23 protein-coding genes are annotated in these 21,624 nt (G+C 47.1%); all 23 read right to left on the reverse strand.

The window, feature by feature from the left end:
- Nucleotides 1-23: 23 nt before the first annotated feature.
- The 23 genes from mreB to prfA all read right to left on the reverse strand — a co-directional run bounded on the left by mreB (nt 24) and on the right by prfA (nt 21,219).
- Nucleotides 24-1,019, reverse strand: a complete 996-nt coding sequence (mreB, locus tag EEX84_RS05040; RefSeq protein WP_123164832.1) for a rod shape-determining protein MreB — start codon at nt 1,017-1,019, stop codon at nt 24-26.
- Between the two features lie 213 nt (nt 1,020-1,232).
- The gene (gene murA, locus EEX84_RS05045) at nt 1,233-2,531 is read right to left on the reverse strand and encodes a UDP-N-acetylglucosamine 1-carboxyvinyltransferase (RefSeq protein ID WP_123164514.1); all 1,299 of its coding nucleotides are present in this window, start codon (nt 2,529-2,531) and stop codon (nt 1,233-1,235) included.
- Nucleotides 2,532-2,874: 343 nt separating this feature from the next.
- Nucleotides 2,875-3,108, reverse strand: a complete 234-nt coding sequence (locus tag EEX84_RS05050) for a DUF1146 family protein (RefSeq protein WP_123164515.1) — start codon at nt 3,106-3,108, stop codon at nt 2,875-2,877.
- 67 nt (nt 3,109-3,175) lie between these two features.
- On the reverse strand, nt 3,176-3,580 hold the full coding sequence (locus EEX84_RS05055; RefSeq protein WP_123164516.1) for a F0F1 ATP synthase subunit epsilon: 405 nt from the start codon (nt 3,578-3,580) through the stop codon (nt 3,176-3,178).
- A 24-nt stretch (nt 3,581-3,604) separates the two neighbouring features.
- Nucleotides 3,605-5,020 carry a F0F1 ATP synthase subunit beta gene (gene atpD, locus EEX84_RS05060; protein ID WP_123164517.1) on the reverse strand — a complete coding sequence of 472 codons (1,416 nt, stop codon included), beginning with the start codon at nt 5,018-5,020 and terminating at the stop codon, nt 3,605-3,607.
- 157 nt (nt 5,021-5,177) lie between these two features.
- Complete coding sequence (atpG, locus tag EEX84_RS05065; RefSeq protein WP_123164518.1) at nt 5,178-6,035, reverse strand: ATP synthase F1 subunit gamma; 858 nt, start codon at nt 6,033-6,035, stop codon at nt 5,178-5,180.
- A 53-nt stretch (nt 6,036-6,088) separates the two neighbouring features.
- Entirely contained in the window at nt 6,089-7,597 is a 1,509-nt protein-coding gene (gene atpA / locus EEX84_RS05070) for a F0F1 ATP synthase subunit alpha (RefSeq protein WP_123164519.1), read from the reverse strand.
- 28 nt (nt 7,598-7,625) lie between these two features.
- Entirely contained in the window at nt 7,626-8,156 is a 531-nt protein-coding gene (locus EEX84_RS05075) for a F0F1 ATP synthase subunit delta (RefSeq protein WP_123164520.1), read from the reverse strand.
- A complete protein-coding gene (gene atpF, locus EEX84_RS05080) occupies nt 8,153-8,674 on the reverse strand; it encodes a F0F1 ATP synthase subunit B (RefSeq protein ID WP_123164521.1) in 522 nt (173 codons plus the stop codon). Before atpF ends, EEX84_RS05075 begins: the two co-directional genes overlap by 4 nt.
- Nucleotides 8,675-8,964: 290 nt before the next feature.
- A complete protein-coding gene (atpE, locus tag EEX84_RS05085) occupies nt 8,965-9,189 on the reverse strand; it encodes a F0F1 ATP synthase subunit C (RefSeq protein WP_123164522.1) in 225 nt (74 codons plus the stop codon).
- Nucleotides 9,190-9,250: 61 nt separating this feature from the next.
- On the reverse strand, nt 9,251-9,961 hold the full coding sequence (gene atpB, locus EEX84_RS05090) for a F0F1 ATP synthase subunit A (protein WP_123164523.1): 711 nt from the start codon (nt 9,959-9,961) through the stop codon (nt 9,251-9,253).
- Nucleotides 9,962-9,988: 27 nt separating this feature from the next.
- Nucleotides 9,989-10,360 (reverse strand): ATP synthase subunit I, encoded by a 372-nt coding sequence (locus EEX84_RS05095; RefSeq protein WP_123164524.1) that lies wholly within the window; start codon nt 10,358-10,360, stop codon nt 9,989-9,991.
- Between the two features lie 2 nt (nt 10,361-10,362).
- Nucleotides 10,363-10,584: an AtpZ/AtpI family protein gene (locus EEX84_RS05100; protein WP_123164525.1), complete on the reverse strand. Its 222-nt coding sequence runs from the start codon at nt 10,582-10,584 to the stop codon at nt 10,363-10,365.
- Between the two features lie 472 nt (nt 10,585-11,056).
- Nucleotides 11,057-12,154, reverse strand: a complete 1,098-nt coding sequence (gene wecB / locus EEX84_RS05105) for a non-hydrolyzing UDP-N-acetylglucosamine 2-epimerase (RefSeq protein ID WP_420812550.1) — start codon at nt 12,152-12,154, stop codon at nt 11,057-11,059.
- A 40-nt stretch (nt 12,155-12,194) separates the two neighbouring features.
- Nucleotides 12,195-12,824 (reverse strand): uracil phosphoribosyltransferase, encoded by a 630-nt coding sequence (upp, locus tag EEX84_RS05110; protein WP_123164527.1) that lies wholly within the window; start codon nt 12,822-12,824, stop codon nt 12,195-12,197.
- A 224-nt stretch (nt 12,825-13,048) separates the two neighbouring features.
- Complete coding sequence (locus EEX84_RS05115; protein ID WP_123164528.1) at nt 13,049-15,223, reverse strand: bifunctional diguanylate cyclase/phosphodiesterase; 2,175 nt, start codon at nt 15,221-15,223, stop codon at nt 13,049-13,051.
- Between the two features lie 77 nt (nt 15,224-15,300).
- On the reverse strand, nt 15,301-16,536 hold the full coding sequence (gene glyA, locus EEX84_RS05120) for a serine hydroxymethyltransferase (protein ID WP_123164529.1): 1,236 nt from the start codon (nt 16,534-16,536) through the stop codon (nt 15,301-15,303).
- Nucleotides 16,523-17,107: a TIGR01440 family protein gene (locus tag EEX84_RS05125; RefSeq protein ID WP_123164530.1), complete on the reverse strand. Its 585-nt coding sequence runs from the start codon at nt 17,105-17,107 to the stop codon at nt 16,523-16,525. Before EEX84_RS05125 ends, glyA begins: the two co-directional genes overlap by 14 nt.
- A gap of 15 nt (nt 17,108-17,122) precedes the next feature.
- Complete coding sequence (gene rpiB / locus EEX84_RS05130; RefSeq protein ID WP_123164531.1) at nt 17,123-17,560, reverse strand: ribose 5-phosphate isomerase B; 438 nt, start codon at nt 17,558-17,560, stop codon at nt 17,123-17,125.
- Nucleotides 17,561-17,761: 201 nt separating this feature from the next.
- Nucleotides 17,762-18,196 (reverse strand): low molecular weight protein arginine phosphatase, encoded by a 435-nt coding sequence (locus EEX84_RS05135; protein ID WP_123164532.1) that lies wholly within the window; start codon nt 18,194-18,196, stop codon nt 17,762-17,764.
- Nucleotides 18,197-18,217: 21 nt separating this feature from the next.
- Nucleotides 18,218-19,207, reverse strand: a complete 990-nt coding sequence (locus EEX84_RS05140; protein ID WP_123164533.1) for an L-threonylcarbamoyladenylate synthase — start codon at nt 19,205-19,207, stop codon at nt 18,218-18,220.
- A gap of 73 nt (nt 19,208-19,280) precedes the next feature.
- The gene (prmC, locus tag EEX84_RS05145) at nt 19,281-20,153 is read right to left on the reverse strand and encodes a peptide chain release factor N(5)-glutamine methyltransferase (RefSeq protein ID WP_123164534.1); all 873 of its coding nucleotides are present in this window, start codon (nt 20,151-20,153) and stop codon (nt 19,281-19,283) included.
- Nucleotides 20,146-21,219 (reverse strand): peptide chain release factor 1, encoded by a 1,074-nt coding sequence (gene prfA, locus EEX84_RS05150; protein ID WP_123164535.1) that lies wholly within the window; start codon nt 21,217-21,219, stop codon nt 20,146-20,148. Before prfA ends, prmC begins: the two co-directional genes overlap by 8 nt.
- Between the last annotated feature and the right edge of the window lie 405 nt (nt 21,220-21,624).

The raw sequence follows: 21,624 nt of genomic DNA on the forward strand, positions 1-21,624 counted from the left end.
AGTATACGTCATTCATCAAATTCTTATCTTTTTCGCGAGGTTTTGCTCATATTTTCCAATAGGATGCCAGTTCCTTTGACTACACAGTTCAATGGATCTTCAGACACGAAGACAGGAACTTTCAATTCTTCGGCCAACAGATGATCAAGACCGTGAAGCAAAGCTCCTCCGCCCGTCAGGACAATTCCCCTATCAATGATATCCGCCGCCAATTCAGGAGGCGTTTTTTCCAGGACATTCTTGGCAGAAGACACGATCAACGCAATGGACTCTTTTAACGCAGCTTCAATTTCAACGGAATCAATGCTGAGGGTTTTCGGAAATCCTGTTACCATATCGCGGCCGCGAACCTCCATCTTCCCTTTCCTGCCGTCCGCAAAGGCTGTGCCAATTTCTAATTTGATATTCTCAGCGGTTCTTTCACCGATCAGTACTTTGTACTGCTTTTTTATGTATTGAAGAATATCCTGATCAAATACATCACCGGCTACTTTGAGAGTTTCACTCGCCACAATATCTCCCATCGATAAAACCGCCACGTCAGTGGTTCCACCGCCAATGTCGATAATCATATTGCCATTCGGCTGATAAATATCCATGCCGGACCCAATTGCCGCCACTTTCGGTTCCACCTCCACATAGACGTTTCTGCCGCCGGATTTTTCTGCCACTTCCCTAATTGCTTTCTGTTCGATACTCGTTACATTCGTCGGACAACAAATCAGGATCTGAGGTTTCGTCATAAACCCTCTTACCTTCAATGTATCAATGAAATATGTAAGCATTGCTTCTGTGGTGTCAAAATCCGCAATTACGCCTTCCTTCAACGGACGAACAGCTACAATGTGCTGAGGAGTCCTGCCAATCATTTTTCTTGCTTCTTTTCCAACAGCCAGGATTTTATTGGTTTTCCGATCCATTGCCACTACTGACGGTTCATTCAGCACAATTCCTTTTCCTTTTACATGAATCAGCACATTTGCTGTCCCTAGGTCAATGCCAATATCTTTTGAAAAAATCATGGTGTTTCTCCTTCCGCCTGCGTACCGCAAGCAAAATACTAAAAAGATTATCTTAACTGCATAGTTTAACACAGCATTCCAAAAATGCACAAAATTTTATTAAATCTACCATTCAACAGGATGAAAACGCCTCTCTCCTGTAAAAAATCAATGGAATATAAAAAGCCGGCAGACAATTGTCTGCAAGCTTTTAGTAGGATAATAGAAATATTAGACCGTTTGTTCTTCTTTCACTTCGGATTCTTCATTGATCACTCGTTCAATGTCTGCTCCTAATGATGCCAGTTTCAAGTGGAAATCCACATATCCGCGGTCAAGATGATAGAGTTCGTTGACTCTTGTCACGCCTTCAGCAGCGAGTCCTGCCAAAATCAGTGCAGCAGCTGCGCGTAAGTCAGTGGCTGCAACTTCTGCTCCCTGCAGATTCGATGACCCTTCCATGATGACCGATCGGCCTTCAATTTTAACTGATGCATTCATGCGGCGGAATTCTTCAACATGCATGAAACGATTCTCGAAAACCGTTTCGGTTAAAATGCCGTTTCCTTTCGCTGTGAGCATCAACGACATCATCTGAGATTGCATGTCTGTTGGAAATCCTGGATGAGGCATGGTTTTGATATCAATGGAACGAAGCGGACGGGAAGCACGGACACGGACACCTTCGTCCAATTCCTGAATATCGACACCCATTTCTCCTAATTTGGAAATCAATGCGGTCATATGCTCCGGTACGGCATTTTCGATAATGACATCACCTTCTGTAATGGCTGCGGCTACCATAAAGGTTCCTGCCTCCACTCGGTCGGGTATGATGACATGCTCTGCGCCATGCAGTTCTTTGACGCCTTCGATGCGGATGGTATCCGTACCTGCTCCGATGACACGACCTCCCATTTCGTTTACGTAATTCGCCAAATCAACGATTTCAGGTTCTTTTGCAGCGTTTTCAATGGTTGTAACACCATCTGCCAATGCAGCAGCTGAAAGGATGTTCTCCGTCGCACCGACACTCGGAAAGTCGAGGTAGATTTTAGCCCCGCGAAGCCGGCCATTGGATGTGGCTTCTACAAAGCCGTTACCAAATGTAATTTTTGCGCCCATCGCTTCAAACCCTTTTAAATGCTGATCAATGGGGCGGGAACCGATTGCACAGCCACCCGGCAACGATACACGGGCAAAGCCGTTACGCGCCAGCAGCGGGCCCATTACCAGAATGGATGCACGCATTTTCCGCACATATTCGAATTGCGCTTCACTGGATAACTCAGCTGTAGAGTCAATGATCATTTGGTTATTGTCGGGGGAATACTGAACTGCAGCGTTCAAACTTTTGAGAACTTCCTGAATGGTGTAGACATCTGCGAGATTGGGTACCTCTTTGATGATGCTGTGGCCTTTCGAAGCAAGCAATGCACCGGCAAGAACGGGCAAGACCGCGTTTTTAGCCCCTTCCACTCGTACTTTCCCTTTTAGTTTTTGTCCGCCTTTTACGATAATTTGTTCCACTGAAACGCCCTCCATGTAGTTAATAGTCATCTATATGTACGTTTAAAGTCCAATGTCATTATTTAGAAATAAAATCTTTTTAATAATACCCGTTTTTTGTTGATTTCACAAGCATCCCGGTACCTATTTTTCAGGAGTTTTACTGGAAAAAGGAGAAAATATGTCAAGAAACCGGGAAGAAGGATTGGTTTAACAAAAACTATATATTACATTTAGATTACAATAAATAGTTTCCCCTAATCTGCGCCAATAAACATGAAATCCGGGATTTATTTCCCGGGAAATAGGAGAGTTTGCCATTTTGCCATGACAGCGAGGTTCGCTGTCACGGCAAAGCAGCAAACTAAAACAAGTAAGGGAGCTGCCTGGACCACAGGGAAATATTCAGGAAAAACGTTGAAACCGCTGTGCCGATGGCAATGCTGATGAAAATATATAATATTTGTGCCTGCAGAACATGATCTTTCCGAATCCATTTTTCAAACATCACTGCACGCATGGCATAAAAGGCGACGCCTGTGAAAAAAATGTGGCTGAAGATTGAAATTAACGCTTCCTGACCAATCACAAATTCCATTTGATCACGCTCCTTTCGAATAAAAAAGCGGGCAAAAGTCAGTTGCCCTTTTGCCCGCTCGCCTTATTTAACTGTTACCCTCATAAACGTTGATACGATTCATCGCGCGCTTTAAAGCCAATTCAGCGCGTTTGAAGTCGGTGTCAGCATTCTTTGCCTGAAGCAATGCTTCTGCGCGTTTAGCAGCTTCTTGAGCACGAGCCAGATCGATGTCGGTTGCACGTTCTGCCGACTGCGCCAAAATCGTTGCTTTCTCAGGACGGATTTCAAGAAATCCTCCATTGACCGCAATGATTTCCGTCGAGTTGTCTTTCTTCAACCGGACTGCTCCGATTCCAAGAGGTGCTACTGTCGGAACGTGGCCGGGCATAACACCCATTTCTCCTGTTGCTGTGACTGCGATGAGCATTGAAACTTCTGAATCGTATACCGGGCCGTCGGGAGTGACAATATTGACTGTAATGGTCTTCATTTTTTTCCCTCCTGGTCCCTTATTTTAGACTTCTACGCCCATGCCTTTGGCTTTTTCGATTACATCTTCAATGCGGCCGACCAAACGGAAAGCATCTTCCGGCAAGTGGTCGTATTTGCCATCAAGAAGTTCACGGAAGCCTTTGATCGTTTCCTGAACCGGCACGTAAGAACCTTTTTGGCCTGTAAATTGTTCCGCAACGTGGAAGTTTTGAGAAAGGAAGTTTTGGATGCGGCGTGCACGGTTAACCGTCAGCTTATCCTCATCACTTAACTCATCCATCCCCAGGATGGCAATGATATCCTGAAGTTCACGGTAACGCTGAAGTGTTTCCTGGACTTCACGGGATACAGCGTAGTGCTCTTCCCCAACAATTTCCGGTGACAAAGCACGGGAAGTTGAAGCAAGAGGATCCACCGCTGGATAGATACCCATCTCAGAAAGTTTACGCTCCAGGTTTGTTGTCGCATCCAAGTGAGCGAAAGTTGTCGCAGGAGCCGGATCCGTATAGTCATCCGCTGGTACATAGATCGCTTGGATCGATGTAACAGAACCAGCGCTTGTAGTTGTGATACGTTCCTGCAATTGACCCATTTCAGTAGCAAGTGTCGGTTGGTAACCAACAGCTGAAGGCATACGTCCTAGAAGGGCTGATACCTCAGAACCTGCTTGTGTAAAGCGGAAAATGTTGTCAATGAACAATAGAACGTCTGCGCCCTGCTCGTCACGGAAATATTCTGCCATTGTCAAACCGGACAATGCTACACGCATACGTGCACCAGGAGGCTCGTTCATTTGACCGAATACCATGGCCGTTTTCTTGATAACACCGGAATCGCTCATTTCGAAGAACAAGTCATTTCCTTCACGTGTACGCTCTCCAACGCCGGCGAATACAGACAAACCGCCGTGCTCTTGAGCGATGTTGTTGATCAGTTCCTGAATCAAAACGGTTTTACCAACACCGGCACCACCGAAGAGACCGATTTTACCACCTTTGATGTAAGGGGCAAGCAAGTCAACTACTTTAATACCTGTTTCAAGGATTTCCACTTCTGTGGAAAGGTTCTCGAATGTAGGGGCATCGCGGTGAATCGGGTCACGGCGCTCTGCTGCCGGAATTTCTTCACCCAAGTCGATTACTTCGCCGAGTACGTTAAATACACGGCCTAATGTTACATCTCCAACTGGAACAGAAATTGCTCTGCCCAGGTCGTTTACTACTGAACCGCGCTGCAATCCATCAGTGGATTCCATGGCGATTGTGCGTACTGAATCGTCACCGAGGTGTAAAGCTACTTCAAGTGTCAATGTCACTTGTGCCTGGCCCGGGCGATCAATGCTTACAGTTAGGGCGTTGTAGATATCGGGAAGTTGGCCATTGGCAAACTTAACGTCTACAACCGGACCCATAACTTGAAGAACATGTCCTGTGTTCATGCTGTTCCCTCCTGTCTTACTTTTTCTGTTTCTTATTGTCCAGCCTCCGACAGCCAGATTCTCAGGTCATAAGCCAACCCGGCTGTGTGGCAAAAACACGCCACTTCGCCGGTTCGTCTTATGCCCGTCGAATCTACACGGCTGCCTTCGCTTTTCGTTATTCCTGAGCCGCTGCTCCGCCGACGATTTCAGTGATTTCCTGAGTGATCGCAGCCTGGCGGGCACGGTTGTATGAAAGTGTTAATCCATCGATCAATTCAGTCGCATTATCAGTTGCGCTCTTCATTGCTGTCATGGACGCAGCGTGTTCACTTGCCTTGCCATCAAGAAGTGCTCCAAAGATCAGGCTTTCCGCATATTGAGGAAGCAGGACTTCCAAAATCGCTTCAGCTGATGGATCAAACTCGTATGAAGCAGTCGATCCGGTCGCTTCGACGTTTGTTAATGGCAGCAATTTTTTCTCTGTGACTTCTTGCTGAATGGCAGAGACAAAGTGATTGTAGTACATATAGACTTCGTCATACGTACCGTCTGAGAACATACCAACAGCTTTGCGCGCAATTTCTTTGATATCCGCAAATGATGGGTGATCCGGAAGTGCTGTTGCACTTTCCAGGATATTCATGCCTTGCTTAGTAAAGAAATCTTTTCCTTTACGGCCAACACTCAGAATAACAAATTCATCATTGGAGGTATGGCGCTCACGGATTTTCGTCATGACGGTACGAAGAATATTACTGTTGTATCCGCCGACAAGACCGCGATCCGACGTGATGACTAGATAGGCAGTTTTCTTTACCGGACGCGTAATCATCATCGGATGGCTTGCATCGTTCGATCCCGATGCAATGGAAGCGACGACGTCCTGAACTTTTTCCACGTAAGGGACAAACGCTTTCGCATTCATTTCTGCGCGGTTCAATTTCGAGGCCGAAACCATTTGCATAGCTCTTGTGATCTGGCTTGTTTTCTTGGTTGACGTAATACGGTTTTTTATATCGCGTAAAGATGCCACTGGTATTTCACCACCTTAATATTTTTTCTTCCTATTCTGTAACGTAAAAGCTCTTATTCTGATTTCGCGAATGTGCGTTTGAAGTCGATGATCGCAGCATTAAATGCTTCGTCAGAAGGCAAGCCTTGCGTTTTGCGAATATGATCCAAAACTTCTGTGTGGTTAGTATCCAGCCAGCTTGTCAATTCAGCTTCGAAACGAGTGATGTCTCCTACTGGAATATCGTCAAGGTGTCCTCGAGTCAATGCGTAGAAAATGGCAACTTGTTTTTCAACTTTAATCGGATTGTTCAAGTCCTGTTTCAAAACTTCAACTGTGCGTTTCCCGCGTTCCAATTTTGCAGCTGTCGCCGGGTCAAGGTCTGAACCGAACTGGGAGAATGACTCCAGTTCACGGAATGCAGCCAAGTCCAGACGCAATGTACCTGCTACTTTTTTCATCGCTTTGATCTGTGCTGAACCACCAACCCGTGATACAGAAAGACCGGCGTTGATCGCAGGGCGAACACCCGAGAAGAATAGGTCAGACTGAAGGAAGATTTGTCCATCAGTGATCGAGATTACGTTTGTTGGGATATAAGCAGAGATATCGCCAGCCTGCGTTTCAACGAACGGCAATGCTGTGATGGATCCTGCTCCAAGCGTATCGTTCAACTTCGCTGCGCGCTCAAGAAGGCGTGAGTGAAGATAGAAAACGTCACCTGGGTAAGCTTCACGGCCTGGAGGACGACGAAGCAATAGGGATAATTCACGGTAAGCCGAAGCTTGTTTTGTTAAATCATCATAGACGATCAATACGTGTTTGCCGTCGAACATGAATTCTTCAGCCATAGAAATCCCTGCATATGGTGCCAAATACTGTAGCGGAGCCGGCTGTGAAGCTGAAGCCGTTACGACGATTGTGTATTCAAGTGCACCGTTTTTACGGAAAGTTTCTACTACGTTACGTACGGTCGATTCTTTTTGTCCGATTGCTACATAGATACAAATCATGTCCTGGTCAGCCTGGTTCAAAATTGTATCGATCGCTACAGACGTTTTACCAGTCTGGCGGTCACCGATGATCAATTCACGCTGTCCACGGCCGATTGGCACAAGAGCGTCAATCGCTTTGATCCCTGTCTGAAGTGGCTCATGAACCGATTTACGGGCCATAACCCCTTGTGCAGGACTTTCAATTGGACGTGTTTTTGTCGTGTTGATCGGACCGAGGCCATCAACAGGCTGTCCGATCGGATTTACGACGCGTCCGATCATTTCTTCTCCTACTGGAACTTCCATAATACGGCCAGTTCGACGTACTTCATCGCCTTCTTTAATGTCTGTGTAAGGGCCAAGGATAATGATACCAACGTTGTTGGCTTCCAAGTTTTGTGCCATACCAAGGACACCAGTGGAGAACTCTACAAGTTCTCCAGCCATGATGTTGTCGAGGCCATGAGCGCGTGCGATACCATCACCGATCGTGATTACTGTACCGACATCGTCAACTTTCATCTCTGATTGATAATTTTCAATCTGTTGCTTAATCAGACTGCTGATTTCTTCAGCTTTGATGCTCATGTATGTCACCCTCTCTTAATTTCTTAGATTAACCGATCAATTGACGCTGCAGACGTTCAAGTTTTGAACTGATGCTGCTGTCGTAAATGCGGTTTCCGATTTGAAGACGCAAGCCGCCCAGTAACGATGGGTCGATGACGTTTTCAATTCGCAATGACTGTTTCCCGATTTTCTTTGCAAACACAGAAGAAATGGAGGCGCGCTCTTCATCCGTCAAAGGACGTGTTGAATAGATTTTCGCATCTTCAATTCCCTGCGCTTCGTTGTATAAGCGGATGTAATCCGCGACCAGATCACTGATTTCGTCGAGGCGTCTGCGTTCCGCCAATAATTGGAGCGTATTGACCACATATGGATTCGCCTGTTTGAATACTTCGTTGATGAGGTTGCTTCTTTTTTCAGCTGACAGCTTTGGAGAAACGATCAAATTATAAAGCTCAGGGGTCATATCAAAGACTTTTTTAATCTCACGCAAGTCTTCTTCCACTTCCACTGACACTTCGTGCTGCTGGGCAACCTCGAACAATGCTAGCGCATAGCGTTCAGAAGCTTGGCTCATTGCACTTCGCCTGCCTTCGCAATCGTTTCGTTAATCAACTGGCTGTTGTCTTCTTCAGAAATTTCTTTTTCAAGTACTTTCTGTGCTGCAAGCAATGACATAGCCACCACTTCTTCGCGTACGGCCGTAATGGCTTTATCTCTTTCGTTGGCAATTTCAGCTACTGCCGCTTCTTTCATGCGGCCAGCTTCCGCGCGGGCAGTTGTAATGATATCCTCGCGAGAAACTTCGCCTTGTTTTTTAGCGTTTTCAACGATTTCCTGTGCTTGTGTACGCGCTTCTTTCAATAAGCTACGCTGCTCATCAAGCAACTTCTGTTGTTCTTTGCGGCTGTTTTCAGCCGTTTCGATTTCGCTGGCGATCAAATCTTCACGTTGTTGCATTACGCCCATCAATGGGCCCCACGCAAACTTCTTCAGCAACGCCATCAAAATTAGGAAAATGACGAGTGTTGCGATGATGTCTCCGATATTCAAAAACTCCCCGGTTGCACCGAGTACGAGGTGATCAAAAAACACGATTGTTTCACTCCCTTCAAGAGCCTAAATTCCATTACTTCTATAGTAAGATCTTTTTTTGTTAAGATGTTTTTTCAACTGTCAAGTGGACATACAAGCATAAATGGCGAAAAATACGCCGAAGCATCCCCGCCATTTTGCTATTTCAATATTAACTATTCTTATTGTCCAGACTTCAGCTGCCAGACCCTCGAGTCGCTTCGCCTTTACACCGGATGGCTGAAGAACGCCATCATTCGCAAAGTCTCCAGCGCTTGTCGGGTCTGAACGGCAGCTTCCGCTTTTCGTTATTACTGGTTCATAGTGATGAACGCGATAACTACGGCGATGATTGGCACAGCTTCGACCAATGCTACCCCGATGAACATTGTTGTTTGAAGAACGCCACGAGCTTCTGGCTGACGAGCGATACCTTCAACTGTTTTAGAAACGATAAGACCGTTACCGACACCTGCACCTAGTGCTGCTAAACCTACTGCGATTGCTGCTGCTAATAAACCTAATGAACCTGTCATTGTAATTTGTCCTCCTCAGGATAATTGTTTTTTTGTTTGCCCGATTACGGGCGTTTTATACTCAATGGTCGTCGCTGACTTTATGCGATAGATAAACCATTGTTAACATAACGAAGATAAACGCCTGGATTGTTCCGATAAAGATCGAGAACCCTTGCCATGCCATCATTGGAACGATTGCTGCGGCAAATCCAAAGAAACTTGCTCCTGCAAGGCCTGCCAGTAAAGACAGCAAAATCTCCCCTGCATAAATGTTACCGTAAAGACGCAGACCGAGTGTCAGCGTATTTGCGAATTCTTCAATGACTTTCAGTGGGAACATAAACTTCATTGGTTGGAAGTAACCTGCTCCATACCCTTTCAAGCCTTTCATCTTCACGCCATAATAATGGCTCAAAATGATGACTGTTGCGGCAAGCGTCATCGTCACCGTTGGATCAGCAGTTGGTGATTTCCACCAAAGATCGCCGTTGACCACTATGGCGAACGGGAGCCCCAACATATTTGATACAAAAATGAACATGATCAGCGTAATCCCAAGAACATGGAATTGACCGCCTGTTCTCCAGTCCATATTGCTTTTGATGATGCCTTTTACAAAATCCATGATCCATTCCATGAAGTTTTGCATACCTGTCGGTTTTAGCTGCAATCTCCGTGTAGAGATAAAAGCAATAAGGAATACGATAAGAGCGGCTACAAGAAGCATCATAACGTTCGACAAGTTAAACCAGATCCCGAACACTTCAAGCATAGGAGCGCCATGATCCACGATAGTTTCACCTCTCTTTCCACATTCTTAATGGTGTTTCACGTGATAAACAATCCGCTCTGTCAATAGCAGAACGTATGGGACCATCAACCCGATTACTGTACTGATCAAGTGTATATGCTGGGCAAATAAAATTGCTACTGCCACAGCGGCAGCACCTGATGCAAACCGTAATGCCGTTCCAAGCGAACGAACCTTCGAGCCTTCTGTCACCGCCCGGTCAAACTTTTCCATCCGGCGAACCAAGATCCACATATTGTACAGGCCGAACAAAGTTCCGATTATCAGACCCGCGAACACCGCCTGGTAAGGGGTCAATCCCCATCCCAGCACAAACGCCGCCAAAATGAAAAAAATCATCTTTTTAAGTCTTGTATAAATCTCCCTGAGTCCATCCATGTTCACTTGTCTCCCGATTCGAATTTTTGGACGGTCTGAAGCATCGCTCGCACGCCGATGATTAACCCCAGCATTAAGCAGATGATCAAAAAAAGCGGAGCGGTTCCGAATTGTTCATCGAGCCACATACCTGTGAACAGACCGATGAGCACGGACCCGACAAGTTGTGAAAGAATGGCACTGTACAGCACCATCGCTTGTAAGGGACTTTTTGTTGGGCGCATGATAAACCCCTCGAATTTCGTTTGATTTGACTTTTACCCCGTTAAAAGAGCCGTCGCATCAGGCTTTCAGAACAACATCTTTTATGTATGAAAACCTTCTCATGCATACCCTTTGTTAGCATACAATAGGGGTAAAATCATGTCAATTAGTAGAAGTGAAAAACTTCACAAGCGATTTCGGGCTGTCATATTCTCGACAAATTCTGTTAGAAAAGCGGAAAGAGCCGTTTTGCTTCGAAAGGCATAAGGCGGGTTGCCGAAGCGGCGTGTTTTCAGCCGCACAGTCTCGAAAAGCGGAAGTGCCTGTTCAGCTCTGACAGGCATAAGGCAGACCAGCGAAGTGGCGCTCTTTGCCACACAGCTGGGTTGACTTATGTCCCGAAGAGCTAGGCACTGGAGACTGGACACCAGAGTGACTTATGACCCGAGAAGCAGGCTCTTGCAGCTGGACACTGAAAAGCGGAAAGAGCCGTTACTTGCCTGAAAAGTAGTTGTGAAGAGCTTCCACAATCCGGCGCGATGCTTCCCCGTCGCCATATGGATTAGAGGCGTGTGACATTTCGGCATACGCTTCGCCGTCCGTCAGCAACTCTTTTGCCAGGCTGTATATATTCTCTTCTTCCGTCCCCGCCAGTTTCAGTGTCCCGGCATCGATGCCTTCCGGACGCTCTGTGGTATCGCGGAGCACCAGCACCGGTTTCCCGAGAGATGGCGCCTCTTCCTGCACACCGCCGGAATCCGTCAATATAAAGAAGGAACGCGCAGCGAAGTTGTGGAAATCCAGGACTTCCAACGGTTCGATCAAATGGATTCGTGGATCGCGTCCCAACACTTCATCCGCCACTTCCCGAACTGCCGGATTCATATGCACCGGGTAGACGACTTGCACATCGTCATGCTCCTCAATCAGCCGCTTGATCGCCTTGAACATATTGCGCATCGGCTGGCCCAGGTTTTCACGGCGGTGAGCTGTCAACAGAATCATCCGGTCGGAACCGATTTTCTCAAGAATCGGATGGGAATAAGTTTCACGGACCGTCGTCTTCAACGCATCGATGGCTGTATTCCCCGTCACATAGATCATTTCTTCTTTCTTGTTTTCCGCCCGCAGGTTTTGGGCGGATTTGTCAGTCGGCGAAAAATGGATGTCTGCCATGACTCCCGTCAATTGCCGGTTCATTTCCTCCGGGTAAGGCGAGTATTTGTTGTGTGTGCGCAGTCCCGCTTCCACATGGCCGACGGCAATCTGATTGTAGAAAGCGGCCAGACTGGCGACAAATGTCGTGGTGGTATCTCCATGGACAAGGACAATATCAGGCTTCGCTTCTTTCATCACCGCGTCCAAGCCCTGTAACCCGCGTACCGTTACATCGCTCAATGTCTGACGATCTTTCATGATGTTCAAATCAAAATCCGGTGTGATTTGAAAAGTGTCCAGCACTTGATCGAGCATTTGTCTGTGTTGAGCTGTCACTGTCACCAGCGGCTCGATGGTCTCCGGATGCTTTTGGAGTTCCAGCACAAGCGGTGCCATTTTGATGGCTTCCGGCCGCGTGCCAAATATCGTCATTACTTTCCACTTTCTCGACAAACTAATCTACCCCGTTTCTTTATTTGGTTCCGAATAACCGGTCACCGGCATCTCCGAGTCCTGGAATGATATATCCTTTTTCGTTCAGTTTTTCATCCAGTGCCGCAATATAAATATCCACATCCGGATGTGCCTGCTGAAGCGCTTCAACGCCTTCAGGAGCAGCGATGATGCACATAAAGCGGATCTTTGTGGCACCGCGTTTCTTTAAGGAATTCACGGCTTCCACTGCCGACCCTCCCGTAGCGAGCATCGGATCGACTACGATGAAATCGCGCTCTTCCACGTCGGATGGCAACTTCAGGTAATATTCGACTGGCTGCAGCGTTTCGGGATCACGGTATAAACCGATATGCCCCACTTTCGCGGCTGGAATCAATTTCAGAATTCCATCGACCATGCCAATGCCGGCCCGCAGGATGGGCACGACGCCAAGCTTCTTCCCTGCCAGTACATTGGATTTCGCCACCTGGACAGGTGTCTCCACTTCGATTTCCATCAACGGAAGATCGCGTGTAATTTCAAAAGCCATCAGTGTGGAAATTTCATCCACTAATTCACGGAATTCTTTCGTTCCCGTCGACTTGTCGCGAATGAACGTTAATTTATGCTGAATCAACGGATGATCGAATACATATACTTTTCCCACGGCACATCTCTCCTTTTCCTACATTATCTTACCCAGTATAACAGAAATCGATCATTGCGAGGGACGCCAGAAATCATTGAGAGTATTCAGAAAAAGAAGAGCCCCGCGTCAGGAATTCCGTCACTGACCGTAGTACAGCCACGTTTCATCTGTCCTTCTTATTGAACAAAAATCTGATCGCCTTAATTTGGACACAAAAAAAACCGAAGCTTGTCAGCAACGGTCTATAGTAAATTGGCTTCGTCCAGTGGCATGGGCTTATGAAACAGATAGCCCTGGCCGTATCGGCAGCCAAGTGCCAGTAAGGTCCGGCGTTGCGTCTCCGTTTCAATGCCTTCGGCTACAGCAGACATATTCAGGTTTTCCGCAAGTTGAATAATGGTCCGGACAATCGCCAAAGTTCCTTCGCCTTCCATATTTGATATGAAGGAACGGTCGATTTTGATCTCGCTTACCGGCAGCTTCTGCAAGTAACTGAGCGAGGAATACCCGGTGCCAAAGTCATCGACAGAGCTGGTGAAGCCGTAGTCATTCAATTGCTTGAACACTTTGTATGCCGTATCAATATCCACAAATCCGATCCGCTCGGTAATTTCAAGACGAATCCATTTCGGGTCAATGTCGTATTCGGCTGCTGTATCAACCAGATAGGGAATAAAAGACCGATGGAAAAAATGTTCCGCTGAAATATTGATGGCTACAGGCCGAAGTCGCTGTCCCCTATCCTGTCTTTTTTTCAGCCATTCCATTACGCGCAAGAAAACTTTCTGCTCCAACACTCTTATTTTTCCGTTCTTTTCGGCCGCAGGAATAAAAACATTCGGACCGATTGGCCCCAGCTCGGGGGAGTCCCACCTGGCCAACGCTTCGAAACTGACAATTTCTCCGGTTTTCAATTCCACTTTCGGCTGTAGATGAACATCCACTTCGCCTCTATTCAAAGCTGCCGTCAATTCACTGGCCAAACGCAAATCCCTTCTCATGATCTGATCGTGCTCATCTTCAAAATAACAGATGGATTCACCGGTACCGAGCTTGGCTTTGGACAGAGCGCTGTCCGCATGGCGGATCAGTTCGTCTCCATCCCGCCGATTTGGCGTAATGAGTGCAATCCCCATTTTCATGGTCATGAATAATTCCAGATCCTGAATGGAAACCGGCTTTTCTACGCATTGTTTGATGCGCTCCAGGTTTTCCGTGAGGTCTTTTAATGGAGACAAGCTGACAAAAGCGATAGTCGAATCAGAAAAACGGGCAACGAAATGCCGGGAAATCCATGGATCCCGCATAAACCGCCTGCCGATTTCCCGGATGAGCAGATCGCCTTCACGATGACCGTATTGATCGACTACTTTGACGTATTCATCGAGTGAGATAAAAGCGACAAACCCTTCTTTGCCTTCTTCCAACAAACCGGTGAGCTCATTCATGAAATAATTCCGGTTCGACAAGCCGGTTTCTTTGTCGATATAGGCCAGGCGCAGCACTTCTTCCTGTTCCCTGGAATACTTGACAGCCAACGCTACACTTGGGGCCACCTGTTCCAGAAACCGCAAATCATCGGGAGCCGGTGTCATTACGGAAGAGAAATATATTGCGAATGCGCCGATTGAGTTGCCTGCTGTGTCGGTGATCGGAACTGACCAACTCGATGCCAAATGAAATTCTTTGACCAGCTTCCTGTGCTTTTCCCATAAGGGATCTTTGGCCGTGTCTACGCTGACAACCGCTTCCTGGCGATGAAAAGCAGCGCCGCACGTTCCCACATCGGCTTCGACTTGGAGGCCATCAATGTCTTGATGGAATTCTTCCGGCATCGATTTACCTGCTGCAATTCGAAAGCGCTCCTGTTCGTCAACCATCAATACCGTGCATTTTGCACCATCTGCAAAAAACGATTCTGCTGTATCACAAACTTGTTGCAGCAGCACACTTAACATATGGCCTTTTTCGATGCCCGTGTAAATGTCCTGCTGTATTTTAATGAGCGCCTCTGCTCTTTTCCGCTCCGTAATGTCTTTTTGCAACAATAACGTAAACATAAACTTTTTTTCCTGGATGAAAAGCGGCTGTATCGTGATTTCGTTCCAAAATGGCCGACCATCTTTACGGTAATTGACAATTTCAAAAGTACCGGCTTTGTTGGCCAGCGTGTATTCCCTGATTTGTCCGCTGACTTCCCTGTCTGTTTTGATGCCGTGCAGAAAGCGGCCGTTGTTGCCAAGCACTTCTTCTTCTGAATACCCGGTCATTTCATAAAAAGCATCGTTTGCATAAACAATTGGGAGATCTTCCGATTCCGGGTTGATGACCAGGAATCCTGTCTGGAATTCCACCCCGAGACGGCGCAGCCAATCAATGACCACTTGTTTCTCTTCGCTCATTTTATGTAGTTGCATACGCAGTCCCTCCAGATCCAATATGTACAGAACAAAAATACAGCTGCCAGCCTTAAGCTCTTGGCAGCTGTATTCCCTTATTTATATAACGGAAAACTTGCCGTCAGTTTCGCCGTACGTTCAGCGGCTTGTTGTTTTATATCGTTGTCTTCAGGATTTTTCAGAAGTGAGGCAATGATGGAAGCCACTTCCTTCATTTCCGGCTCTTTAAAGCCGCGCGATGTAACGGCCGGTGTCCCGAGACGCAGTCCGGATGTGACAAATGGGCTCTCCGGGTCAAACGGGATGGTGTTCTTGTTTGTCGTAATTCCGACTTCATCCAGTAAATGCTCCGCTACTTTCCCGGTCAAGTTCAATTCACGAAGATCGACAAGCATCACGTGGTTGTCTGTACCGCCGGAAACGATGCCCACACCTTCAGCCATCAAGCCTTCAGCCAATGCTTTTGCGTTTTTCACTACCTGATCAATATACGTTTCAAACTCCGGCTGTTGAGCTTCTCCGAACGCTACCGCTTTCGAAGCAATCACGTGCATCAGCGGGCCGCCCTGGATTCCAGGGAAAATCGTCTTATCGATTTTTTTCGCAAACTCTTCTGTGCAAAGAATCAATCCACCGCGCGGGCCACGAAGTGTCTTATGCGTGGTTGAAGTGACAAAATGGGCATGCGGCACAGGACTTGGATGAGCTCCAGTGGCAACGAGACCTGCAATATGTGCCATATCCACCATCAAATAAGCTCCGACTTCGTCTGCAATTTCGCGGAATTTCGCAAAATCAAGTACACGGGAATACGCACTTGCCCCAGCGACGATCAACTTAGGTTTGTGCTCGAGTGCCACTTCACGGACTACATCATAATCGATCAGTTGCGTCTCTTCATTGACACCATACTCCACAAAATTATATGTCATGCCGCTGAAGTTGACACGGCTGCCATGTGTCAAATGACCACCATGGTTCAGGTTCATCCCAAGGACTGTGTCACCTTGCTTAAGAATCGCTGTATAAACCGCCATGTTCGCCTGCGATCCGGAATGCGGCTGAACGTTTGCATGGTCTGCTCCGAAAATTTCTTTCAGACGGTCACGTGCGATGTTTTCCACAACATCCACGAATTCGCATCCGCCATAATAGCGTTTGTTCGGATAACCTTCTGCGTACTTATTCGTCAACACTGAGCCTTGCGCGTCCATTACTGCCTGTGAAACAAAGTTCTCTGATGCAATCAGTTCGATGTTCGCTTCCTGACGATCCTTTTCAGCGTTCATCGCTTCAAATACTGCCGGGTCCTGCGCCTTAATCAATTCCATTCTGATATCCCTCCTGTGATTGAACAAGCTCACGATCATAGCTCGCCCGCTCCCCGCCGATGAGTTTCGGCCGTGTGGTCGCAGCGGACACGATCGCTTCACCTATTAGTTTAACAGAAGTTCGCACCGGAACGGCCACTCTTTTTAAATGCATGCCAATCATGGTTTGCCCGATATCGATTCCTGCATGGGCCTGGATTTCTTCCACTACTACAGGATCTTCCATATTCGAAAATGCATAAGCACTCATCGAGCCGCCGGCTTTGGCGACGGGGATGACTGTCACAGGTTCCCAGCCGTATTTCTCAGCTGCTTCGCGTTCGATCGTCAATGCACGGTTGATGTGTTCACAGCCCTGGAAGGCCAGGTAAAGGCCGTGCTTCGCCGCAAATTTCACAAACGGTTCAAACAGGCTTTCGGCAATGTCCAATCCGCCGCCCGTACCAATGCGTTTTCCGGCAATTTCAGAAGTTGAGCAGCCGACTACAAACACTTGGCCTTTTTTGAATTCGATTTGCTGCTCCAATTCACTCAGATTTTCCTCGAGTTGCAATTGCCACAATGTCTGCATGTCGACTCCTCCTTATTATTGTTCTAAAGCTGTGATTTTCTGAACCCGCTTTTCGTGACGGCCTCCTTCAAATTCTTCAGTCAGCCAGGTTTTCGCGATTTCACGGGCAAGCCCCGGTCCGATGACGCGTTCGCCCATAGCCAGTACGTTGGAATCGTTATGGCCTCTTGTCGCTTTTGCACTGAATACGTCATGAACCAGCGCACAACGGATGCCTTTGACTTTGTTGGCCGAAATCGACATGCCGATGCCGGTCCCGCAAATCAGGATTCCCCGGTCGAACTCTCCGTTTGCCACTCTTTCTGCCACCGGTGCTGCATAATCCGGGTAATCTACGGAATCGTCTGTCTGTGGTCCAAAATCTTTATAATCAATGCCCAACTCGTTCAGCAAGTTGACAATTTCCTTGCGCAAATTATTTCCACCGTGATCTGATGAGATTGCAATTTTCATGTAAAGCCCTCTTTTCGTCATATTCTTATGTTTATCTTACCATCTTTGCCGTCAAATTCATACAAACCACTACGCTGACTGGGCAACCGAAGCCTATGACCACTCGCTCGGAGTCTGTGAGCGCTCAACCTTTTTCAACACAAAAAACCGCTTGCACCTATGCAAGCGGCAATTCCATTTTCACGCAGCGTTTTCTGCCATTCACTCTTCAGCAATTTTATCTGCTAATCGGTCAAGCAACCTTTTCAATTCATTGAATGTTGCGGTATAGGTGGATAAAGAACCGCCGTACGGGTCGGAAACATCTTCTTTTCTGCCTTCCACAAATTCTTTCAGTGAAAAAATCCTGTCAGATGCTTCCGGATAACTTTGCATGACCAGCCGCTTATGGGATTCCGTCATGGTCAAGATCAAAGAAGCCCACTGGACGTCTTCCGGTTCCAATGACTTTGAAGTATGTTCAAATTCGATTCCCTGTTCTTCAAGCACGGCCTGAGCGTTCGAAGACAATGGAGCCTCGCCGGCAAAAAGGCCAGCAGAACGAACTTCCACATCAGGCAATTGCTTGGCTGATAGGATGGCTTCTGCCATTGGGCTTCTGCATGTATTTCCGGTACATATGAAAAAGATATTCATGTTACACCTGCTTTCGAAAATTCAACTAAACCATTTATGATCTGCTGCTCTTTCCAACCGGTTCATCATCGCGTCATTTTTTTCATCGTCCGACACTGCCGCTAAAATCAGATCCGCTTCGCTCATATCGCATTTGCGCAAACTGTCATACAGCGTTTTTGCCGATAGAGGAAAATAGAAATCCGCTTCCGGGAATTCGCTGCTGCTGAGTACAGCTACTTTCTTCTCTTTATCATGCAAGTATTTAATCGCTTTGTTGACCAGCGAATGATCGTTTTCAATCAAATAAACCGGTGCTTCCGGAGCATAGTGAATGTATTTCATGCCCGGTGATTTGGGGGTGTTGCCTTTTGGATCCGACGACAGCCGTACAGAGCCGACCAGTTGTTCAATCTGCTCTTTGGTCACTTCGCCTGGCCGCAAAATGACAGGTGGTTCGCTGGTCATGTCGAGCACTGTGGATTCAATACCGACAGCGGTCGCCCCACCATCCAAAATCAGCGGGATTTTTCCTTCCAGGTCATGATAAACATGCTCTGCCATCGTCGGACTTGGTTTTCCGCTCGTATTGGCACTCGGTGCTGCAACCGGAAGCTTTAAACGTTTCAGGAAATTCAGCGCTACTGGATGGTTGGGCACCCGTATCCCCACCGTCTGAAGATCTGCTGTCACATTTCCAGCAAAAGTATCTGATTTTGCTTTCATTACTAATGTCAAAGCCCCCGGCCAAAAAGCATCCATGCAAGCAATCGCTTTATCTGACACATTCTCCACATATTTCAGGGCAGTTTCTTTGGAGTCGACGTGGACAATCAGCGGATTATCAGACGGTCGGCCTTTTGCTTCGAACACTTTATCAACAGCCAGCGGGTTGGTGGCATCTGCTCCCAGTCCATATACTGTTTCCGTCGGAAAAGCGACCAGCTCGCCATTTTTGATCAGTTCTACAGCTTGTGTATAAGTTTCTTCCTTATTCACATTTCTATCCACAAGAATCGTTTTCGTTTCCACGCAAACATCTCCTATTTACAAAGCTTTTTATCCTATTATCCACAAACTGTGGGTATCTTACAACAACATCCGCCTAATTTGTGGGTAACTCATTCAACAACGCAAAAACCATTCGGTCATTTTTGTTGATATCTTTTTTTACATAAACCTTCGCCTGTGGAAAGGCCTCTTTCAATAACTGTGCCACAGCGCTTCCTTGTGTATGGCCAATTTCAAAACCGATTATGCACTGGTCATCCACAATATCCGGCAGTTGGCGTGCCATTTCTTCGTAAAGGGCAAGCCCTTCCTTTTCCGCAAACAGAGCTTCATGCGGTTCGAAGTCATGAACAGTATCTGATAGACCAGGCGCTTCACTGTAAGCGATGTAAGGGGGATTCGATAAAATGACATTCCATTTCCGTCCTTTGAGCGGAGCGGCTAAATCACCCTGCTGAAAAATGACCTCTGCACCGTTCTGTTTCGCATTTTCTTTCGCAGTAGCAAGCGCCGCCTCTGAAATATCCGTCGCCGCCACAAGCGCCGCAGGCAATTCGCATTTCATCGTAACTGCTATGACACCGCTGCCTGTTCCAATATCCGCAATCGCCAGCTGCCGGCCGGAAAGATGACGCTCAATCAATTGCAGGGCCTCTTCCACCAATTCTTCCGTCTCAGGCCTTGGAATCAGTACGTCTTTGTTCACTTGAAATGTCCGGCCGTAAAATTCCTCGCTTCCTGTCAAATGCTGAACCGGCGTGCCCGCTCCGTGCAACTCGATGTTTCGCCAAAACCGCTGAAAAACACCTTCGCTGATTTCCTCTCTCATCGAAGCCAGCAGACCGCTGTAAGTAACGCCGAGTTCATGCTGAAGAAGAATCCGTGCAGCCGCTTCCTCACGCCCTTTGTCCTTTAAAAAAGAAGAAGCCCCTTGAAGGGCCTCATACACTTTTCTTCTATCATTCATTGTTCAGGCTTTCCATTCTTGCAGACTGTTCTTCCACAATCAGCGCGTCGACGATTTCATCCATTTTCCCTTGCAGAATTTGATCCAGTTTCTGAATCGTCAGGCCGATGCGGTGATCAGTGACACGGTTTTGCGGAAAATTATACGTCCGGATGCGCTCTGAACGGTCTCCTGTACCAACAGCTGATTTTCTGACAGCATCATATTCGGCCTGCGCTTCCTGCTGGAACTTATCATAAACACGTGCACGCAGAACTTTCATGGCACTTTCTTTATTTTTGATCTGTGATTTTTCGTCCTGGCATGTAACTACTGTATTGGTCGGCAAATGTGTCAAACGAACGGCTGACATGGTCGTGTTTACCGACTGCCCTCCGGCACCGGAAGACGCATACGTATCGACACGGATATCATTATCATGAATTTCCACTTCGACTTCTTCCGCTTCCGCCAAGCAAGCGACTGTCGCCGTCGATGTATGGATGCGTCCGCCGGATTCCGTTTCGGGAACGCGTTGTACACGATGGGCGCCGTTTTCGTATTTCATTTTTGAATAAGCGCCTTTTCCTGTAATCATGAACACCAATTCCTTGAATCCGCCCAGTCCTGTAGGAGAAGAATCCATGATCTTCACTTTCCAGCCGTTCGATTCGGCGTAGCGGCTGTACATCCGGAAAAGGTCTCCTGCAAATAAAGCTGCTTCGTCTCCACCCGCAGCTCCGCGAATTTCCATGATGACGTTTTTGTCGTCGTTCGGATCTTTTGGAATCAATAAAATGTGAAGGCGCTCTTCCACTTCTTTCAATTGAGCTTCCAACTCGCTGACTTCTTCTTTTACCATTTCACGCATGTCTGCATCCATTTTTTCGTCAAACATCGCTTTGGCATCTTCCAACTGGGCATTCAAATCTTTGTACTGTCGGTAAGCCTCCACAGTTTCCTGCAAATCGGATTGCTCTTTGGAGTACTCCCGCAATTTATTGGTATCACTGACGATTTCAGGGTCGCTCAGCAATTCGTTCAAGCGATCATATCGGTCTTCAACTGCCTGTAATCGATCAAACATTGGCGTCACCTCTATTTCTGTTTTCTTTGTTTTTTTCTATAGAATGTTGAACTAATTAATTAAATATTGATGAAATCGCTCCAGGCGGACGCTTTCCGCGGGCATGGCTTGAGCCTCCTCGGTCGCTGCGCTCCCTGTGGGGTCTCAAGACTCATGCTATTCCCGCAGGAGTCGCCGCCTTCCGCTCTTTCTTCTAAAGTGTATGTGGATATATCAAATCTCATCCACAAACATTTTCCTCATTTAAAGATATGGAGCAAAACAGCGAAGAAAACCGTACTGCTCCTGCATCGCTTCGCTGCTTCGTCGCAAAGACATTGACCGAACTTACCTTCGGCCAATGTCTTGCCTGCGGGATAGCGAAGTGCCGAAATCCACTCGGGCGCCAAGCCCGAGTTAGTTCGG

The sequence above is a fragment of the Planococcus salinus genome (genome assembly GCF_003719725.1).
Classification (GTDB): domain Bacteria; phylum Bacillota; class Bacilli; order Bacillales_A; family Planococcaceae; genus Planococcus; species Planococcus salinus.

What these genes read in the sequence shown, in the direction of transcription:
- EEX84_RS05050 (WP_123164515.1), bottom strand. Translation starts at nt 3,108, where the DNA reads ATGGAATTTGTGATTGGTCAGGAAGCGTTAATTTCAATCTTCAGCCAC.
- EEX84_RS05055 (WP_123164516.1), bottom strand. Translation starts at nt 3,580, where the DNA reads ATGAAGACCATTACAGTCAATATTGTCACTCCCGACGGCCCGGTATAC.
- atpD (WP_123164517.1), bottom strand. Translation starts at nt 5,020, where the DNA reads ATGAACACAGGACATGTTCTTCAAGTTATGGGTCCGGTTGTAGACGTT.
- atpA (WP_123164519.1), bottom strand. Translation starts at nt 7,597, where the DNA reads ATGAGCATCAAAGCTGAAGAAATCAGCAGTCTGATTAAGCAACAGATT.
- EEX84_RS05075 (WP_123164520.1), bottom strand. Translation starts at nt 8,156, where the DNA reads ATGAGCCAAGCTTCTGAACGCTATGCGCTAGCATTGTTCGAGGTTGCC.
- atpE (WP_123164522.1), bottom strand. Translation starts at nt 9,189, where the DNA reads ATGACAGGTTCATTAGGTTTATTAGCAGCAGCAATCGCAGTAGGTTTA.
- EEX84_RS05095 (WP_123164524.1), bottom strand. Translation starts at nt 10,360, where the DNA reads ATGGATGGACTCAGGGAGATTTATACAAGACTTAAAAAGATGATTTTT.
- EEX84_RS05100 (WP_123164525.1), bottom strand. Translation starts at nt 10,584, where the DNA reads ATGCGCCCAACAAAAAGTCCCTTACAAGCGATGGTGCTGTACAGTGCC.
- wecB (WP_420812550.1), bottom strand. Translation starts at nt 12,154, where the DNA reads ATGACGATATTTGGCACGCGGCCGGAAGCCATCAAAATGGCACCGCTT.
- EEX84_RS05115 (WP_123164528.1), bottom strand. Translation starts at nt 15,223, where the DNA reads ATGCAACTACATAAAATGAGCGAAGAGAAACAAGTGGTCATTGATTGG.
- glyA (WP_123164529.1), bottom strand. Translation starts at nt 16,536, where the DNA reads ATGGAATTGATTAAGGCGCAGGACCCGGCAGTATTTGAAGCGATGAAC.
- EEX84_RS05125 (WP_123164530.1), bottom strand. Translation starts at nt 17,107, where the DNA reads ATGCAGACATTGTGGCAATTGCAACTCGAGGAAAATCTGAGTGAATTG.
- rpiB (WP_123164531.1), bottom strand. Translation starts at nt 17,560, where the DNA reads ATGAAAATTGCAATCTCATCAGATCACGGTGGAAATAATTTGCGCAAG.
- EEX84_RS05135 (WP_123164532.1), bottom strand. Translation starts at nt 18,196, where the DNA reads ATGAATATCTTTTTCATATGTACCGGAAATACATGCAGAAGCCCAATG.
- prmC (WP_123164534.1), bottom strand. Translation starts at nt 20,153, where the DNA reads ATGAATGATAGAAGAAAAGTGTATGAGGCCCTTCAAGGGGCTTCTTCT.
- prfA (WP_123164535.1), bottom strand. Translation starts at nt 21,219, where the DNA reads ATGTTTGATCGATTACAGGCAGTTGAAGACCGATATGATCGCTTGAAC.